Raw genomic sequence first — 17,256 nt, forward strand, 5'->3', positions numbered from 1 at the left:
TCATCGATCGGCAACGTGCGCGTGCTCGCTCTCGCAGCGCGGTGCAACCGCGACCTCGGCTAAAATAGCGGCGTGCTCGCTCTCGCATCAACCAGCGGAAATCATCCCATGACCAGAACAAATCTCAGGTCCATCAGCATTGCTTCGGACCATAACCAGTCTAATCTGTCGAAAGGGCAAAAGGCGTTCAACACGCTCATCAAGCAGATTGAAAAGCGACGCGCCAGACTGAGTGCCTGGGAGGCTGCAATGCCTGCCTTCCATCGGAAATACGTAAGCGATTTCGCTCCCCTTGAGCAAACTTCCACCGACTTGCGGACCAAGCTCGTGCATCGCCTGGACCAGGCGTACGCTCAGAAGGGGCTGACCAAATCCGAGCGACGCACGATTGCAGAGCTGATCAGCGACCTGGCAGGTGAGCTGGTCGCGCAGAGCGATGATCCGGAGCTTAAATCGATTTACAACCGGTATAGCGAATCTGACTTTGACAGTGAAGCCGCCGCCGAATTGGACGACATGAAATCGGCGCTCGAGGCCATGCTCGGGGTCGAGCTTGGCGACGACGTTGATATGAGTTCTCCCGAGGATGTACTGCAGCGTGCCCATGCGCAAATGGAACAGCTGCAGGCACAAGATGCACTCGAAAACCAGGCTCGGGAAGCGCGTCGCGCCAAACGAAAAAAGACACCTAGGCAACTCGCAGCAGAGGCACGAGAACAAGTCGAGCAGGCCGAACTGAGCTTATCGATCCGCGAGGTCTATCGCAAACTGGCCAGCGCCTTGCATCCCGACCGCGAGACCGATCCGCAGGAACGTGAGCGCAAGACCACCTTGATGCAGAGGGCCAATCAGGCGTATAGCAAAAATAGCCTGTTGCAATTGCTTGAGTTGCAGTTGGAGTTAGAACACATTGACCAGAGCGCCATCAACAACATCGGCGAAGACCGGTTGAAACACTACAACAAGATTCTGAAGGAACAGGTCGGTGAACTCGACCACGAAATCCTGCACGTCGAGAACGGATTCAAGCACAGCTACGGAATTCCACCCTTCATTGAGGTGTCGCCCGGCACCATCATGCGCAATCTTGCCGCTGATATCTTCTCGCTGCAGGAGAGTTTCCACGCCCTTGAACATGACCTGCTCGTATTCGACGACGTCAAGCAACTGAAGGGCTGGCTAAAGTCCGTGAGACGGTCATTAGCCACGCCACGTTTCGACGATATGCCGTTCTAGGGGAGCATCGCCCTTCATGCTTCTTCCGTAGTGTGGAGAAAACACCGCTTAGTGCGGCTGCAAAGCCGATGAAAGATAGTTGATGAAAGTTCAATACGGAGAAGAATTGGCGAATCGCTCTGGCCCCGAGTCATGCGGCATGCATCGCGAGGTACATGTCGAAGCGTTGACAGGGGAAACCGACAGGCCAGCCATTGAGCTGCGAAATAGTTCCTCTGGGATGCCGACGCTGTTAAGCGAAGCGGAAGGCAACACGGAGCACGACGATAATCGCAAGTCGTGCGCTGATCCTGCGCGGTCGGAGACCCTGAGCATGTCGGGAAGTCTTTCATACGGAAGCAGCGAGATCTCATCGGTGTCCGGCGTAGTGTGGCCGGACAGGGCTGGGAAGGTCCATGACCGTAATCCAGCCATTGACGCCGGTGAGAAGTCGGATACGCCCATACTACCGAGGAAGTTGCCGAACAAAGGGGATGACCCGGCGGAGGTGATGGAGGGAAGGGGTGTAACCAAAGGGAACGCCGACGAGGACCCCGCGCCCCGGACTCAGAGCCGGGATAAAAGCGCGTCGACGGGACTCGAAGGCGTACGTGAAGCAGCTCGACGGAATCGGAAGTTGCGTTTCACGGCACTGCTGCACCATGTTACGCCGTCACTGTTGGTGGAAAGCTTTTATGCTCTTCGCAAGCAGGCAGCGGCAGGCGTGGACGGCGTAACGTGGCACGACTACGAGAGCCAGCTTTATGGGCGCGTACATGAACTGCACCGGGAGATTCATTCGGGTGCCTACCGTGCACAAGCGTCCAGAAGGGTTTGCATTCCGAAAGCGGACGGCAAGTTGCGTTTGTTGGGGATTGCAGCGCTGGAAGATAAGATTGTGCAACAGGCCGTAGCAACGGTACTGAGTGCAATCTACGAGCAAGACTTCCTCGGGTTCTCGTACGGGTTTCGACAGGGACGCGGTCAGCACGACGCGCTTGATGCCTTATCGGTAGGGATTTCGGATCGGAAAGTAAACTGGATTTTAGATGCGGATATTCGTTTGTTCTTTGATGAAATTGATCACGAATGGATGCTCCGCTTTCTAGAACATCGGATTGCTGACAGACGAGTAATTCGCATAGTCCGAAAGTGGCTCAGGGCAGGCACTATTGAGGATGGACGCCGCATCGCCTCTGTGGGGGGGACACCTCAGGGTTCTGTGATTTCGCCCTTGCTTTCAAATATCTACTTGCACTATGTGCTGGATTTATGGGCGCAGCAATGGCGCCAACGACATGCTACTGGCGATGTCATCCTCGTACGCTACGCCGACGACAGTGTGGTGGGTTTCCAATACGAAGGCGATGCAAAACGATTCCTGGCGGCACTGCGGGAACGTCTTGCCAAATTCAAACTGAAACTCCACCCGGACAAAACGCGGCTGATTCGCTTCGGGCGATTCGCCGCGCAACAACGTCAAGAGCGTGGAGCCGGAAAGCCGGAGACATTCGACTTTCTAGGCTTCACGCACTGCTGTGGCACGGCTAGGTCGAATGGCCAATTCAAGATCATTCGGTTGACGAGCAAGAAGCGGATGCGTGCATCGCTGACGCGCATTCGGCAAACGCTGATGCGGCGTCGCCATGAACCGGTACCTGTGGTAGGTCGATGGCTGAGGCGGGTGATTCAAGGGTATTTTAACTATTATGCGGTGCCGGGCAACCTTCGCCGCTTGTCGGGCTTTCTTTACGCAGTGCGCCGCTCTTGGCGTCACGCACTGATGCGAAGAAGTCAGCGGCATCGGCTGCCTTGGTCACGGTTCGGCCGTGTGATCAGCAAATACCTGCCCCCTTGCAAAGTACTTCACCCGCATCCGTCGGAGCGGTTTTACGTCAACACCTTTGGTAGGAGCCGTATGCAGTAGTGCTGCACGTACGGATCTGTGCGGGGGGCGGTGGGTAACCACCGTCCCTACCGCGACCTTTTCTGCTGCATGACCGTTGCCCGGGATATGACGTGTTGGCCGTGGCAAATATCACGCACTCGCAGCTTGGTCAGATCGCATGCTCTCAACTTGCTGTCGATGGCCAGGTTGAAAATCGCGAGATCACGTGTCCGCGCCGAAAGTTGCAGGCGAATCCGGATGGCCCAGATCTCCTTCAGTCTCAACGGTGGCTTCTGTCCTGTGAACTTGCCCTTGTTCCACGGAACACACCCCGGTGTGTTGATCGCGGTCGTTTCCATGACGTTCTCCTTTCGAATGAAGGGAACGTTAGTCTGCGCCGGCTGCCGGTGGTCGCTGTCCGACCCGATGCGGACTCTCGACATTCTCCAATGCGGACGTTCGCCCGCGAATCAAACTGATGTCGTGGAGTCTTCACCAGAAGCTGCATCCCCTGTGCCGATCGTCGTCACTTCGATCCAAGCATTAGGAATCGCTCGTCCCCACGCAGCGTAAATAGGAGCAAAAGCAATTTGCGCCTCATCCAGAAACGACTCTGTCTCCCCGAGGTTCACGCTATCGCCCTCGCGCGTAATCAGCGCACACAGTTCAACGGGAACACCGGTTTGGGTTACGAGAACAGCTGTCAGAAACTCTGTTCTTTCAGGTGCATCCGCTGCCCGGCGATAAGGATTGCTCGAATCATAGGGTGCGCTCCAGATCTCACTGACGAGGATCACTCCATCTGCACCGTACTTGATCACCTCGTTCGCAAGCATTCTCATGAGAAGGTACTTTTCCCCGTGCTCCTGAGGAGCCAGTTGCATCAGTTTTACGGGACGTGCGCCCTTCAGGAGGAAGGCAATGGTGTCGTGATGACCATCCACGGAAAACATCTTTCTGGCTGCACCGAACAAACCATTCAACGTCGCTTCGGGCGCGTGGTCTGTCGACGGGAACATTTCCTTTGGATTGAGCCCGTACTTACCTGCGGCTTGTTCCGCTTCCTTCCGGTCGAATTCAACCGCTTTCCGTTCGATCTCCATTGGCTGCCCCGTAGCAAGCCACACGTGGTGACTACGAGCGTCGTCGTGACCGATCATGCAGGGCAATCTTCCCCCGCGGGATTCTTCTCCGTCTGTGCGGTCGATGTCGCCTACCATGGTGGAAGGCTGCTCCAAGCCCAATTGCCGGTGCGCATCAGCCACTAACTGGGCGACCTTTCCATAGGCGATTCCCACAGCGTCTAAGAGTTCGTACTCTGGCAAGCTGTTTTCTACCCAACGCCTTTGAATGCGCAGGATGCCGTCCTTGAATACATGCTTGCGCAACGCTTCGGTAGGAATGCAGCGGATCAGTTCAACTGGACTCTGAAAGAGTTCAGCTGGGACCTCCATCCGTGGCCCTTCCTCGTAATACGACGCCATGATCTCGGCTCGAACGAAGCTATGTGCTTCTAGATCGCCTTGCTTTTCGATTTTGTTGCGTGCATCCACCATCCAACGCATCAAAGGGTCAGCACGCAATCTGTTTTGCCACGACTCATACCAAGGATCGAAGTCAGTGAAGAGCCGCTTATTACTTTGCACGATGAAAGTGACGGTGCGCAGGGTCTGAATCGCGGTCTGGATCGAGACTCTAAAACTTTCGGGGTCAAAGTAGGCACGTTCAACCTCGTGCCAATGCCGGTGAACGTCCGCGAGCCGTCGATCCACCGCGCTCAACGGACAGCGATTTTCATGCGCTGCTTCGGTCATATCAAAACCCCGCCCAGAAATACCTCGAATATCATCCGAGACCAAGAACTTAGCCTCTATTGAGCCACGCTTTGACTTATGTCCCGATTGTCAATGATTCGGGAGGTGGAGTCGACTGTCTCCTGTTGGCCGCACTCAGTCCCACAGTGACTGGCTGCACATTATCGCGTCAACGGCAGTCGCAGCGACAGATCGCCTGGGTCATGGAACGTCCACAGCGCCGATCTTGTCTGGATTTGACCCCCAACTGACGGGCCAGGCGTTGAAGTCTGCCGCAACGACGATACGATCGTCCTCCAGCACAAAAAACACGTACCGAGGCGGATCGGGCCACCCCCACCAGTCCCGATCGCGAACGAGCCACCGCTCCTTTCCGACATCGGCGACGAGTTGCGTCTGGTGCACCTTTCCGTAAGCCATCAAAACCACTTTATCCCCGTATCCTAAGCGCACTCAATCATCCTGAGCGCATCGTGCACAACCTAGCCACGCGGTAGGCCGCAGTCGACCTACTATAGGGACAGTCAAGTCGTCCGAAAACGGACCCTCAGCGGGTACTCGGCCGAACGATAGAACGTTGACAGAATCAATCTGCAGCACTGGCGCTCGGCTCCGCAATCTTGGAGCGCCGCGTTGTCGTTAGCCGCTTAGTGCCCCATTGCACGAGCATTGCTAAGACTGCCGCCTCCACAAAGGCCACGATTGGACGCTGGTTGAGCAGTGAGAACGAAAGCAGCAAACAAAATGCGGCGAACGAAAACCTGCCAAGGACCATGCCCCGAAGCAGCGATATGACAAAGGCCGGCCCGTGTGCACGGTGAGACGATACCGATAAGACGATCCCCAGAAGCGGGAATACTGCTAGTAAACCGCTCCATGTAGCGCCTACCCATCCAGACAACGAGGTGACTAGTACCGTCAGCACCGCGCCGGCAACCATCCTGCCTATCAGGTCGGACCGTGAAAGCGGTGCGCCAGCTGCGACCGCTGCGCTGCGTGGCAAAAACGACTGGCCGAAGCACACAGCAGCGAGGGCGGCGGTAGCGGCCCATATAGGTGAAGTTGGCAACATTGATAGGCCGCACGCGGATATAAACCACGCGATGAGGCCGACAACTAGTGCGACCGGCCACGAGCGCGAGCGGCAGGTCCATGCGTATGCGAAATTGAATGCTTCTGACGCGAGGATCGCGGAGAGGGAAAGCGTAGCAGCACGCGCCCCGAAGATCGGGCCATGCGCAAGCACAAGAAGGTACAGAATCGGACCAGCTACCACAGGCAAACCGGCTAACCAGCCAGCAAACGCTGGCCCCCACCATTTACCCGACATCGAAACGACAAGCAAGAACAGCGGGACAAGCGTCAGTTTAAGCGCAAGCATGCCAAAATCGAGCGTATTTAAAGTGGGATCATACCCTTGTCCCCACACCACGGCTCCTGATTTTTGTCTGCATCACAGGACCGTCGAACTTGTAATCCGGGTTCCGCGACGAAGGATCGTTCATTGCCGGTGGCTGCCTGTTGGCGATCGGCAGCACGCGACCCACAAGCGACCATCGCCTTTCTCAATAGGAGCCGTTCACTGAGCAAGCTCAGATGCCCAGAATCCGCATCATTCCAAGTTTTCCAAAGTCAGCACATAAACGGAATTGCCATCACCTTGCGCTAACGTTTTCCCGTCTGGGCTCACAGCAAGACCACGACCAGCGGAAGAAAACGTACCCACCTGCGCGCCGGTCAACACTTCGACAATCAGGCTTTTTCCCGTGCCTTGACCGCCCAGAAATAGGAACTTTCCATCATGACTAAAGGCGACGTTAGCTCCCAAAGCTCCATCAGGAAACGCCTCGCGGCTTGAGTCGCCTTCGGATGGAGCGTAAATAAATGCAGTATTCAAGGTCTTGGTGTTCAGCACCGTAATGTGCCCCGAACCTAAAGCAAACATGTCACCGGAAAAGTCCGTCGTTGACGTTGAACATGAAACCGGCCCAGCCAGAATTACATCTGGCCTTCCTGCCATAGCGATCCCATGCCCCACGATGACGGTGCGGGAACTTTCAATGCCATCAGGGTCAACCCGCCGGACCAAAACATCGGACATCTGTGGGGTGACCCCGTCTATCGATCGACCCACACTCCACTTGGGCCAGACACCGGCCAGGATTACCTTTTGATCCGAGGTCCACGCCAATGTTTGAACCATCAACCCGTCAGCGCTATAGTCGCGAAAATTCCACGACCTCGTGTCGTAGACTCTGTAACTACCTTCGATAGGATGCAGATAAACGATAGGCGTCGTATTAACCAACAGCTTGCTTCCATCCCTGCTATATACGGATGGTATCGCGCTCTTGACATTGAGTTCTTTCTCAACAGCGCCCGTCAACGGATTCCACAATTGCATCGGCCAACCCTGGCCTCCGATCCCGAGGCTTATGTAGCGGCCGTCTGGACTCCAAGATATTTTTATATACGGAAAAGCGTAAATTGGTAGGTTCTCGATTCGGGATTGCTCCCGATCCAACTTCAGATCCCAAACGATAATGTCTGAAACTCTGCGGGATGTATTGTCAACGAGAACGGCAAGATAACGTCCATCGGGGCTGAAGACTATCCGAGATACCGATGCATTGGATTCGTTAGGCAAACGAAATGTGGATGTGCGTTCCACACTCGGAGCCACCATCGGCTGATTTAGATCGCGTGCGCGTGCAGGAACATACTCGAATCCAATCGACGCGACGACCAACACGGCAGCTACCAGGGCGCGCCTCAAGATTGAACCTTCAGCATATGTTGAATTAATCAGTCGCGATCGAGAGCCCGCAGGCCAGCCAGTCTCGATGGCATCACAACGGTTGATTGCCGCGTCATGATTGAATGCGGCTTACATTTTCGGATCGTATCATGCACGAGATGGCGGTCACGTAGCGTCCATTCAGAGATTGTCAACGATCTGGCCAGTGGCGTCGAATGTCTCAAATTGGCCGATTGCCGACAATTGGCACCGGAGAGTTCTGATCCGACTCGGAGCGGATACGCTGGGTGATTCTCTGTCACGGCGACGCCTGAATTCCCTAAGTAACCCGCGCGGCCAGACATTTTTTCGCCTGACTGAACGGCCAGTCACGTCTTAAGAATCTCGATGCCATTTTCGGCACACCATTGCCTCAGTGCGCTTTCGACAGAGTCGTCTTCAAACGTATACCAGGCTTCGAGAACGCCTTCGCGCTGCAGCAGATCCTTGAAGCGCGAGTAAGCGCCTTGCCGTCGGAAAAATCCTTCGACCTGGTCGTAACGCGCAGGCAACCCTTGTGCGACAAAGCGCAAGGCGAGACTTCTTCCGAGATCGAGATCGTTCTTATGCGGTATCGTAAGGTAGCGATCCGAAGTTTCAAGGTCGTCAGGAACATTCTCGTCGAATGCGTCGTTGGAATCAGATGTCCAATAGACTTCGCCCGTATCGAGCGAGACGTACGCGTTGTGCTCCATCGGCGATGCGGAGTTAATGAAGTCGAAGGCCATAGAAAGATCGTTGTATTTGACCGCGACCATGGCTCTACTCCCATAGGTTGTAACGTCCGAGTTGGACGGGCCCCAGCGATCGATATGCGGCGACGCCCGTCCAGCAGCGAACATTTCGGCCCTTAGTTCGTGACTCAGGAAGGTATCCCTGGTGTGTTGACCATCGTGGTCAAGTCGGACCGCGCGGAACTGAGATGCCGGCTCCGCGTTAGAGCCGCGCTGGATCACCCAGCGAGCGTCGAGCCGATGCGCCTGCTGTAAATTTTAGGCTATTTGAACGCCCGCTGATGGCCGAGGCTGTGTCTAAAAAGGGACTGTTTGCGGCCCGAGCGAAACGCGTCCCACAATTCATTCCACGCCATTGCACTGTGCGTCAGCACGCGACTCACTGCCAAGTCCCTGCAGACGTGTGCGTCTGGCCGCCTGCCGCCTGCCGCGAAGGGCGGCACCCGACCCATTGCAGCCCCCAACGAGTGGCAGCTTCGGAGCAGTCAATTTTAGGGCACTCTCGATCAACGTTTATCCACCACCCCTCATTCCAGATACGGCGTCAGCACAACTTCGATCCATTTCATGAATGCGCGGACTCGGCGCGACAGATTGCTCCGATGTGCTACGACGAGGGACACGGCGAGCGCCCGGCGACGAGAGTCGGGAATAACCTCCACAAGCGCCCCACTTTCTAAGTATCGGCCAATCCCCAGGAGTGGCGCCTGAATCAGGCCGAGGCCGGCGAGCGCAGCGGCTTCGTAGATCTGCGCGTTGTTGACGTGTAGCGTACCCGGCAACTGAAGCGTCGCGTAGCTGTCGCCGTTCGGATATTCCCATCCATAAGGTCTTGAGCCGAGCATCGTCGAAAAATGAATTGCCCGATGTTCCTGACGCTGGAGATCCTCTAGCGATCGAGGGACGCCATGGCGCGCCAGATAGGCGGGACTGGCAGCGTTGACCATGCGCAGCAGGCCCAGTGGGCGGGCAATCAGCGTCTCGTCCCGTATCGGTCCAAGCCGTAATACACAGTCGAATCCCTCTTGAACCAGATCGACTTGCCGATCCGTACTCGACACCTCCAGCTCCAACTCGGGGTGAGTCGCCATGAACTCCGGCAAAGCCGGCACGATCGTGGTGCGCGCCACTTCGGACGGAAGATCCACCCTTAGACGCCCGCGAAGTGCCACGTGCTCGCCTGCGAACATCGAGTGCAGGTCATCGACTTCAGCAAGCAGATCGCGGGCGCGCGCATGAAACGCACGTCCGTCCTCTGTCAACTGCACGCTCCGCGTCGTCCGGTGCAGGAGTCTGACACCGACATCTTCTTCCAGCTTCCGGACAGCCGTTGAGACCCTCCCTTTTTGGATGCCCAAGCTGTCGGCCGCGCGGGTGAAGCTCCCCATTTCCGCGACCGTTACGAATATGAGGAGGGGTTCGAGATTCTGCATTTTCGCGTCTCGGTATTGTTCACCGCAGAGAGAACAGTTAGTTCACTTTATCGGCGTTTATCATACCTGAGAAACACAATAAGCTTCGAAATTGAGACCCACATCGGAGAACAACAAGTGACTGAAACGATGACCTTGCATCGCGCCCTGTGGGCCGGCCGGGTAATGAGCGCGTTTGTCGTTATCGCTCTGGTGGCAGACGGGATTATTCAGCTTTTCGTGCCAGCACAGATCGCGAGCATCTTGCAGGAAACCGGGTTCGCGATGGACGTTACCCGTGTCGTGGGTCCGATCGTCCTTGCCTGCGCCATCCTTTACGCCATCCCGGCTACCGCCGTCCTCGGCGCGATCCTGGTGACGGGCTATTTGGGAGGTGCCATCTGCGCCCATGTCCGCATTGGTGAGTTGGGATCGCCGCCAGAAATCATTTCGCTGGTTTTGGGCACGTTGACGTGGGGCGGCCTCTACGCGCGCAACTCCCGTATCCGAGCCATCCTGCCGCTCATTCGTTAAGCCAACCGGGGCAGTCCTCTGTCCCTCAATATCCGGAGAAGGCATATGTTTTTAGTAATGGGAATCACGGGAAAAGTAGGCGGCGCAACGGCAGAACATCTGTTGGCGCACGGCAAGAAAGTACGCGCGCTGGTCCGCAATCGCGAGAAGGCGGCTCACTGGGCGAACCAGGGCGTGGAACTGGTAGACGGCGATTGGAATGATTCGGCAGCCATCGAGCACGCGCTCGAAGGCGTCGAAGGCGCGTTCGTCATGTTGCCGGCTGTCTGGGCGCCCTCGCCCGATTTCAAAGAAGCCAGGGGCGTGATTGCAAACTATGTCGAGGCGCTCACCAGGGCATCGCCGCCGCGAGTGGTTGCGCTTTCGTCGATGGGGGCGAACAGAACCAGCGGGCTGGGAATGATCACGGCGCTGTCGCGTCTGGAGCAAGGATTTCGCGACCTGACATTGCCGATTGCTTATGTGCGTGCCGGCGGATTTTTCGAAAACTTCCTCTACGGCTTGCATGTTGCCCAAGGTGGCACGCTCCCCGTCTACTACAACCCGACCGATCGGAAATCGACCATGGTCGCGACCAACGACATCGGCGCCGAAGTCGCAGCGCTTCTGACCGGGCCGGCATGGTCGGGGCATCGCGCCATCGAGCTCGGTTCGATGGTCAGTGCGGATGAAGTAGCGACGCAATTGGGTGAAGTCCTGAAGGTCGACGTCAACGCTTTTGCTGTACCGCGGGCCGGGTGGCCGGCAGCGTTCGAGCAGCTCGGCGTTCCGAAGGGCCAGACGGGACCGGCCGAAGCGATGTATGACGCCGTCAACTCAGGCTGGATGGACCTCGGCGTCGAGGGTACGGAGCACGTCCCGGGCGCGACGTCTGCCCGCGATGTCTTCGCGGCGGCCCTGAAGGCCGCTACAGAATAGGTCAGCGGATCAGCGATGGGATATGACTTTGGAAATCTACTCCGGATATTCGTACCCCATCGTGATTCTGGCAGAGCAACCCAAAGAGCCCATTTCCTTATGAAATGCGGCGTTCATACCAACAACTATCGAGATCGACTATGAAGGTTCTTGTTTTGGGTGCAACGGGCGGAACCGGACGGCTGATCGTCCACGACGCCTTGGAGAAGGGTCATTCCGTAGTAGCGTTGGTTCGCTCGAAGGCGCGCGCGCCCGACTTCCCAGGCGCAGACCTCATTGAGGGGGATGCCTGCGACGAAGGCGCCCTGATGCGCGCCTTGAAAGGCTGCGATGCCGTCGTCAGCTCGCTGGGCACGGGCGTTAGCCCTTTCAGCGAAGTCAGCGTTCTGACCGAAGCGACACGCGCGCTCCTCCCGGCGATGGCCCGCAGCGGCGTGCGCCGTCTAATCTGCATCTCCGCCCTGGGGGTAGGAGACAGCCGTGGCCACGGCGGCTTCGTATTCGACCGGCTATTCCAGCCCTTGCTGCTTCGCCATGCCTACAAAGACAAGGGGAGTCAGGAAGCCGCGATCCGCGCCAGCTCACTCGATTGGGTCATAGTCCGGCCCGCGATGCTCACCAACGACCCAGCTCGCGGAAGCGTCAGGGCCATCGTTGACCTCGCCGGCGTCAACGGCGGGAAGATCGCACGCACCGATGTCGCTCGGTTCGTTGTGGAGCAACTGGCGACTAACATCTGGTTGAAGCGGACCCCCGTTCTCCTATGGTGAGGACGGGTCTCGTGGATCACGTTCTTCAACCACCTAGTAGTCAGGCATACAAGAGGTCACGAATGAACAGATTGGAAGGCAAGATTGCGCTGCCCGTCGCGCGCATACCGCCGGTAGAAACCGGTGGCAGCGCCAAACAGCATTCGCGAGCGTTCTGGATTTGGATTCGCCCAAATGACGGCGACCGTCGCGCCATCTCATGATTCATCAAACTTGCCCCGGCGTCACGGCGCGCTGGGTCAGAGGAGAGGACTATGCCTTTCATCCGCGCCAGCATAACAACCGCGGACGAAGACCCCCGGTTGCTTCAGGGCTTGATGCCCGCCCCTTCATGGCTCGGTCCGTATGCGGTCCTGCGTACAACGCGCGTGCTGACGGTCGCGACCTTTTAGAGTGACTGGCTCGAAGCCAAACCCCGGTTTCGGCCTGCGACCCACCGCAATCCGGTACGGGGGACGTTAAAATTACTTCCTGAGGCCGTCGCACCAAACGCGCCCCGCCGCGAGGGCTTCCTAGCGCGAAGCGAAGGTCTCACTAGGCCCGCTGGTGATGTTGCCCTCCTGCGTCCACAGCCCCCAGCGGCCGTCATGTCGCCAGCTCGGCACGGCGGCGTAATCCTAGGCGGCCAGCACGGGCACAACTGCCTCGACCTCGGGCCGAAGCGTGAGCGATCCATCCCACACCAGCGGTGTGCCGCAGCGTCCGTCGCGAGGGCTTGACAGGGCGTCTGTCCTCTTAGTCGTGAATCCCGCTCATCCTGACAGCATGCGAGTGCGGGCTCTGCCGACATTGATGGGTGTGTCGGAAGACGACTCGTTTTCAGTTGTTCTCCAATGTCCGCTTTGCGGCGTCAATTTGAAGCAGTCGACGGGCAGGTATTGGCCGGACCCGGTCCGATGGCGAACGGCGGGAGTCAACCCTGAATGACCTTCATCGTCCCAGCAGTGGTCCGTCGCGAAACGCAGATCGCATCCCGCATAGGGGCGATTCTTCAACGAACTCACTGCCGGAAGCGCCTGAAAAAGCTACGAATGTCGGCCGCGAGGAGTTCAGGTTCTTCCATTGCCGCGAAATGGCCACCACGCGGCATGTCGGTCCATTGCGCGACATTGAACGCTCGTTCCAGCCATACGCGCGGCGGGTGGCTAATCTCTTTCGGAAAGCGCGCAAAGCCGACCGGCGGTAATACACGTTGTCCAGTGGCGAAGCGCATGGGTTGAAGCCTGTTTTCCCAGTACATTTGAATTGCTGTACCAATGCTCTGGGTGTACCAGTAGAGCGATAAGTTGGTGAGCAGCTCATCTTTTGAAAATCTGCGCTCGATCACGCCCTCGCAATCGCTCCACGCGCGAAACTTCTCGCTGATCCACGCAGCCAGCCCGGCCGGCGAGTCGTTAAGCGACGCGGCTAACGTCCGCGGCCTCGTGCTGTGCATATGCGCATAACCGCCCTCGAGCGCAGCCCACTCACCCTTCTCTCGAAGGAAGTTTTGTTCTGCAGCGGTAAGCGGCGAATTCGCGGCGTCGATCGTGGGTTCGTACGAGCCCGGCAGAAAGTTGAGATGAATGCCATCGACTACCTGGTGATGTCGCAAGGCGAGCGCGACCGACACCCCTGCGCCCAAGTCACCACCCTGAGCGCCAAATCGCTCGTACCCAAGACCTCGCATCAGCGATGCCCACAGATCGGCTACCTGAAACGCGGAAGTGCCAGGGGTGGCAGGCGCCGGCGAAAACGCAAAGCCCGGCAGTGAAGGAATAACGACGTCGAAGGCATCGTTCGGGTCCGCACCGAATGCAGCCGGGTCGCACAGCCGATCAGCCAACGCATGAAATTCGAAGAACGATCCGGGCCAGCCATGCGTGATGACCACCGGATAGGGCCGGGGTCCAACGCCACGCCGATGAACGAAGTGCACGCGCTGACCGTTCACGTCGGCCATGAATTGAGGTTGCTGGTTCAGACCGCGTTCCGCAGCCCGCCAATCAAAACTGTCGGCCCAGTACTTCACCAATTCGCGCAGCCATGTGGTGTCTGTGCCTTGTTGCCACGACTCGGACGGAGTCGTGGATGCCCACCGGCTGTCGCGCAAACGCCGGCGCAAGTCGTCGATCTCAAAATCGGACACGGAAATCTGAAATGGCTCGATATGCATGGCACCTCCTGGAAGGGTGCAGTCGATTCTCCACGATCTAACTGGCGGTGTCGAACGCCCACAATTGACCGGGCTTGGTCCGACGACGAAGTTCCGTAGACGACCCACAGCCGCCCTGTAGGCTACGATCACGAACGGCCGTTGCCCGGACAAAAGCCGACATCGCACGGTTTCATCCGACACGCTTCGCTAGTGTTCAGATTTGTATATGGCAGAACGGCTTAAATGGTAAGGGAACGATGTAACTCAGGCGGGCCACCCATCGCGTAGCGATCAGAGAGCGGTCGGCTACCGTCGATGTCGGTCACGCCGAGTGTTGCGCCGATCTCCGCGCCGATCAGCGCCCTGCCTGAAAGTGCCATCATGGACTCAAATCCGTAGAGCGCGGCGATAACGCGGCCTGTAAATTGTGGAGACTCGCGCTTTTGCTTCGGGCGCTTGTCTTCTGGAAGCGTAGCGAGAAAGGCGCGAGCACGTTCGGTATCTAAACCGCCCATCCAGACGGAAACCACGCTGACATTGTAGGGCCGTAACTCCTTCGCCATATCGGCCGCCATTTTGTCCGCACCTGCCTTTTGGGCGCCGTAGGCCGGGTTCAGATGGTAGCTGATGGCACCGTAGTGTCCGGTGTTGACAATTAACCCACGGCCATTGGCAATCAGAAGCGGCGCAGCATAGTAGCTAGCCACGTAGTGCGAGCGCAGGCCGACAGTAATCACATCGGCCGTATCCAACGGCTTCTCCCAGAAGCCGCCTTGAGCGGGTGCACCAACCTTTGCGGCGTTGTTCACGAGGATATCGAGACGGCCGTGTTGACGACGGATGTCGGCGAAGAAATCTGCCACTGCCAGGTCGTCTGCGTGATCGAGCACAACTCCTATTCCTGTCCCGCCTGCGCGAGACACGAGTTCGGCTGTTTCATTTACTGAACCGCCGAAGGGCGTTTCGCCCCCAGTGACACTGCGTCCGGTGACATAGACCGTGGCCCCGGCTTCTCCAAGCGCGATCGCGATGCCCTTTCCGGCGCCTCTGCTCGCACCCGTCACCACTGCGATCATGTTTGCTGTCATCGATCCTCCTCCGCACTGCACGACGCCTTATTGCGTCGGACTGTTATCAGCTCCAGCAGTCTAGTGCCTTCCGGCTCTGTTGATTAGTGACATAATCCTGCATGAAATCATGAGTGAGACTCAACAATGAACCGCGAGGATCTGGCCGATCTGCTAACTTTTGCAACCATCGCCGAGGAATCCAGCTTCACGCGTGCAGCCACGCGGCTCGGTGTTTCCGCTTCTGCTCTCAGTCATTCCATTCGCTTGCTGGAGGGGCGCCTCGGCGTCAAGCTGCTCAACAGAACCACAAGAAACGTCGCACCAACTGCTGCGGGAGAAAAGCTGTTGGACCGGTTGCGGCCCGCTTTCATCGAGATAGGGGCAGGCTTGACGACGCTTGCGGACAATCGAAGCCGGCCAGCAGGCCGTGTCCGTATCAGTGTTCATCGTACGGCAGCGCTGATGTTCGTCGTGCCGAAGCTCGCCCAACTTCGGCGCGACTATCCTGAGGTCGTAGTTGAATTGTCGGTAGATGATCGCTTGGCAAACATCGTCGCGGCTGGCTTCGACATAGGCATCCGAAATGGCGAACTGTTGGCTAAGGACATGGTCGCAGTTCGCATCGGTGCTGACTACCGAACCGCCCTTGTTGCATCGCCCTCGTACCTGAAGAACAACGCCGCGCCGCTCACTCCGGACGATGTGGCCAGTCATGCATGTCTGGGATATCAACGACCAAGTTCGAAGACCCTCCATTTCTGGGACTTTGAGCGAGAGGGTCGATCCGTCCAGGTGCCAGTCGATCCGGTCTTTGTCGCCAATGACAGCGATATCCTTATCCATGCCGCCCTGGCGGGAAACGGCCTCGCCTATGTTCTCAAAGAACTGGTGCAACCCCACCTGAAGTCAGGCACATTGACGCAAGTGTTAGAGGGATGGTCTGTCACGCTAGCGGGAAGCTTCCTCTACTATCCCGACCGACGCCAACTTCCGGTCGCTGTACGTGTGGTCATCGACTCGCTTCGTTATCGTTCTTGATTTGGGATGAGACATTAGCTCCCGGTCCGGGTGTTGCGGAATAAATGTCCATTGCTGACCCAGCTGCGGTCATTCGAATAACGCCGGTAACTGACCGTAAATGGCCGAACGCCGGCAAATACCCGTGCCGTAATTCAGCCCTACCAGTCATCTATCGTAGTCCGGTGCTCGTTGACCCTAAGTGGACGGTCAGCGTGGCGACGAGTATTCACTCACATTGGGTGAGCGCGATATCGCCCATACGCGAGCAGCATGAAGAACACCACAGCTGCTAAAGCACCAACAAATAGTGCTGCTCTTGCTACCCGCGCCCAGCTATCAATTTGTGGATCGTTCAGCGACCTATAGTCACCCGTGACGAGCCAGATAATCGAAGCGTAGTTGAACCTCCCGCCTACACCGACAGCAGCATCACTGAGGCGCGCACTTTCTGCCGGATAGTTTTTCTCCAGCTTGGCAGAAATTTTGTTTCGCATAAGGCCGCAGCCTCCCAAGCCGATGAGCGCTAGGGCGATTAGCGCCTCGAAGATGTGCATAATGTCGGCGGAAGTCATGTCGCGGAAGTTTCCTGGGTTTAATACATGCCAAGCACCAAAAGCCCGGCATTGGGATTGCGCAATTGGCAACAATCTAGCGCCTCGGTCAAACGGCGGCTTCAGCAATGAGCTGTCCATACTTGCTCTACGGGACAATGACAATTAGTTCGGTCGCCGTGACTATGCGCCGAGAACAAAGCTGCCCTGAGATTGTTACCGATATGGTGGTCTGTGTCGAATGACCGTTCGTGGCCGGACAGAGACGCCCAAAGTCACTTTGTCGTACTGTTCCGAGGCACCAAACCTGTCCTAAACGTATCAGGGATCTAGTTCAGGCCGCCATTCGGTACTCGTAATACGGCCTATTACGATCATCGAGAATGGCGTACTGCG

16 protein-coding genes and 1 pseudogene are annotated in these 17,256 nt (G+C 57.3%); 7 read left to right on the top strand and 10 right to left on the bottom strand.

The window, feature by feature from the left end; genetic code table 11:
• The first annotated feature begins 108 nt into the window (after nucleotides 1–108).
• Entirely contained in the window at nucleotides 109–1,236 is a 1,128-nt protein-coding gene (locus M0D69_RS33810; protein WP_301786184.1) for a molecular chaperone DnaJ, read from the top strand.
• 412 nt (nucleotides 1,237–1,648) lie between these two features.
• Nucleotides 1,649–3,142: a group II intron reverse transcriptase/maturase gene (gene ltrA / locus M0D69_RS33815; protein ID WP_301786199.1), complete on the top strand. Its 1,494-nt coding sequence runs from the start codon at nucleotides 1,649–1,651 to the stop codon at nucleotides 3,140–3,142.
• Between the two features lie 59 nt (nucleotides 3,143–3,201).
• Here ltrA and M0D69_RS33820 read toward each other — a convergent pair.
• From M0D69_RS33820 to M0D69_RS33850, 7 genes and pseudogenes are all read right to left on the bottom strand, one after another.
• Nucleotides 3,202–3,462: pseudogene (locus M0D69_RS33820) on the bottom strand (integrase); the annotation flags it as partial.
• A 111-nt stretch (nucleotides 3,463–3,573) separates the two neighbouring features.
• Complete coding sequence (locus M0D69_RS33825) at nucleotides 3,574–4,917, bottom strand: hypothetical protein (RefSeq protein WP_301786185.1); 1,344 nt, start codon at nucleotides 4,915–4,917, stop codon at nucleotides 3,574–3,576.
• 201 nt (nucleotides 4,918–5,118) lie between these two features.
• Nucleotides 5,119–5,337 (bottom strand): hypothetical protein, encoded by a 219-nt coding sequence (locus M0D69_RS33830; protein WP_301786186.1) that lies wholly within the window; start codon nucleotides 5,335–5,337, stop codon nucleotides 5,119–5,121.
• Nucleotides 5,338–5,503: 166 nt separating this feature from the next.
• Nucleotides 5,504–6,298: a hypothetical protein gene (locus tag M0D69_RS33835; protein ID WP_301786187.1), complete on the bottom strand. Its 795-nt coding sequence runs from the start codon at nucleotides 6,296–6,298 to the stop codon at nucleotides 5,504–5,506.
• A gap of 231 nt (nucleotides 6,299–6,529) precedes the next feature.
• Nucleotides 6,530–7,321 (bottom strand): hypothetical protein, encoded by a 792-nt coding sequence (locus M0D69_RS33840; protein ID WP_301786188.1) that lies wholly within the window; start codon nucleotides 7,319–7,321, stop codon nucleotides 6,530–6,532.
• Nucleotides 7,322–8,043: 722 nt separating this feature from the next.
• On the bottom strand, nucleotides 8,044–8,670 hold the full coding sequence (locus M0D69_RS33845; protein WP_301786189.1) for a hypothetical protein: 627 nt from the start codon (nucleotides 8,668–8,670) through the stop codon (nucleotides 8,044–8,046).
• A gap of 305 nt (nucleotides 8,671–8,975) precedes the next feature.
• A complete protein-coding gene (locus tag M0D69_RS33850) occupies nucleotides 8,976–9,881 on the bottom strand; it encodes a LysR family transcriptional regulator (protein ID WP_301786190.1) in 906 nt (301 codons plus the stop codon).
• A 117-nt stretch (nucleotides 9,882–9,998) separates the two neighbouring features.
• On the opposite strand from M0D69_RS33850, the gene M0D69_RS33855 reads away from it, so the two are divergent.
• The 4 genes from M0D69_RS33855 (at nucleotide 9,999) to M0D69_RS33870 (ending at nucleotide 12,474) form a co-directional block, all read left to right on the top strand.
• On the top strand, nucleotides 9,999–10,394 hold the full coding sequence (locus M0D69_RS33855) for a DoxX family protein (RefSeq protein ID WP_301786191.1): 396 nt from the start codon (nucleotides 9,999–10,001) through the stop codon (nucleotides 10,392–10,394).
• Nucleotides 10,395–10,439: 45 nt separating this feature from the next.
• The gene (locus M0D69_RS33860; protein ID WP_301786192.1) at nucleotides 10,440–11,312 is read left to right on the top strand and encodes an NmrA family NAD(P)-binding protein; all 873 of its coding nucleotides are present in this window, start codon (nucleotides 10,440–10,442) and stop codon (nucleotides 11,310–11,312) included.
• Between the two features lie 140 nt (nucleotides 11,313–11,452).
• Nucleotides 11,453–12,082, top strand: a complete 630-nt coding sequence (locus M0D69_RS33865; RefSeq protein ID WP_301786193.1) for an NAD(P)-dependent oxidoreductase — start codon at nucleotides 11,453–11,455, stop codon at nucleotides 12,080–12,082.
• A gap of 254 nt (nucleotides 12,083–12,336) precedes the next feature.
• Nucleotides 12,337–12,474, top strand: coding sequence for a hypothetical protein (locus M0D69_RS33870; protein WP_301786194.1), 138 nt, complete (start codon nucleotides 12,337–12,339; stop codon nucleotides 12,472–12,474).
• A 608-nt stretch (nucleotides 12,475–13,082) separates the two neighbouring features.
• Here the strand turns inward: M0D69_RS33870 and M0D69_RS33875 are convergent.
• Both M0D69_RS33875 and M0D69_RS33880 read right to left on the bottom strand, forming a co-directional pair.
• Nucleotides 13,083–14,237 carry an epoxide hydrolase family protein gene (locus tag M0D69_RS33875; protein ID WP_301786195.1) on the bottom strand — a complete coding sequence of 385 codons (1,155 nt, stop codon included), beginning with the start codon at nucleotides 14,235–14,237 and terminating at the stop codon, nucleotides 13,083–13,085.
• Nucleotides 14,238–14,458: 221 nt separating this feature from the next.
• Complete coding sequence (locus M0D69_RS33880; protein ID WP_301786196.1) at nucleotides 14,459–15,307, bottom strand: SDR family NAD(P)-dependent oxidoreductase; 849 nt, start codon at nucleotides 15,305–15,307, stop codon at nucleotides 14,459–14,461.
• A gap of 126 nt (nucleotides 15,308–15,433) precedes the next feature.
• On the opposite strand from M0D69_RS33880, the gene M0D69_RS33885 reads away from it, so the two are divergent.
• A complete protein-coding gene (locus M0D69_RS33885) occupies nucleotides 15,434–16,327 on the top strand; it encodes a LysR family transcriptional regulator (RefSeq protein WP_301786197.1) in 894 nt (297 codons plus the stop codon).
• A gap of 212 nt (nucleotides 16,328–16,539) precedes the next feature.
• Here the strand turns inward: M0D69_RS33885 and M0D69_RS33890 are convergent, their stop codons facing one another.
• Nucleotides 16,540–16,881, bottom strand: coding sequence for a hypothetical protein (locus tag M0D69_RS33890; protein ID WP_301786198.1), 342 nt, complete (start codon nucleotides 16,879–16,881; stop codon nucleotides 16,540–16,542).
• Between the last annotated feature and the right edge of the window lie 375 nt (nucleotides 16,882–17,256).

It is taken from the genome of Caballeronia sp. SEWSISQ10-4 2, assembly GCF_030464885.1.
Classification (GTDB): Bacteria; Pseudomonadota; Gammaproteobacteria; order Burkholderiales; family Burkholderiaceae; genus Caballeronia.

Excerpts from the sequence above, each read along its gene's own strand:
- M0D69_RS33810 (WP_301786184.1), top strand. The coding sequence starts at position 109 with ATGACCAGAACAAATCTCAGGTCCATCAGCATTGCTTCGGACCATAAC.
- M0D69_RS33825 (WP_301786185.1), bottom strand. The coding sequence starts at position 4,917 with ATGACCGAAGCAGCGCATGAAAATCGCTGTCCGTTGAGCGCGGTGGAT.
- M0D69_RS33830 (WP_301786186.1), bottom strand. The coding sequence starts at position 5,337 with ATGGCTTACGGAAAGGTGCACCAGACGCAACTCGTCGCCGATGTCGGA.
- M0D69_RS33835 (WP_301786187.1), bottom strand. The coding sequence starts at position 6,298 with ATGCTTGCGCTTAAACTGACGCTTGTCCCGCTGTTCTTGCTTGTCGTT.
- M0D69_RS33840 (WP_301786188.1), bottom strand. The coding sequence starts at position 7,321 with ATGCAATTGTGGAATCCGTTGACGGGCGCTGTTGAGAAAGAACTCAAT.
- M0D69_RS33850 (WP_301786190.1), bottom strand. The coding sequence starts at position 9,881 with ATGCAGAATCTCGAACCCCTCCTCATATTCGTAACGGTCGCGGAAATG.
- M0D69_RS33860 (WP_301786192.1), top strand. The coding sequence starts at position 10,440 with ATGTTTTTAGTAATGGGAATCACGGGAAAAGTAGGCGGCGCAACGGCA.
- M0D69_RS33865 (WP_301786193.1), top strand. The coding sequence starts at position 11,453 with ATGAAGGTTCTTGTTTTGGGTGCAACGGGCGGAACCGGACGGCTGATC.
- M0D69_RS33870 (WP_301786194.1), top strand. The coding sequence starts at position 12,337 with ATGCCTTTCATCCGCGCCAGCATAACAACCGCGGACGAAGACCCCCGG.
- M0D69_RS33875 (WP_301786195.1), bottom strand. The coding sequence starts at position 14,237 with ATGCATATCGAGCCATTTCAGATTTCCGTGTCCGATTTTGAGATCGAC.
- M0D69_RS33880 (WP_301786196.1), bottom strand. The coding sequence starts at position 15,307 with ATGACAGCAAACATGATCGCAGTGGTGACGGGTGCGAGCAGAGGCGCC.
- M0D69_RS33885 (WP_301786197.1), top strand. The coding sequence starts at position 15,434 with ATGAACCGCGAGGATCTGGCCGATCTGCTAACTTTTGCAACCATCGCC.
- M0D69_RS33890 (WP_301786198.1), bottom strand. The coding sequence starts at position 16,881 with ATGACTTCCGCCGACATTATGCACATCTTCGAGGCGCTAATCGCCCTA.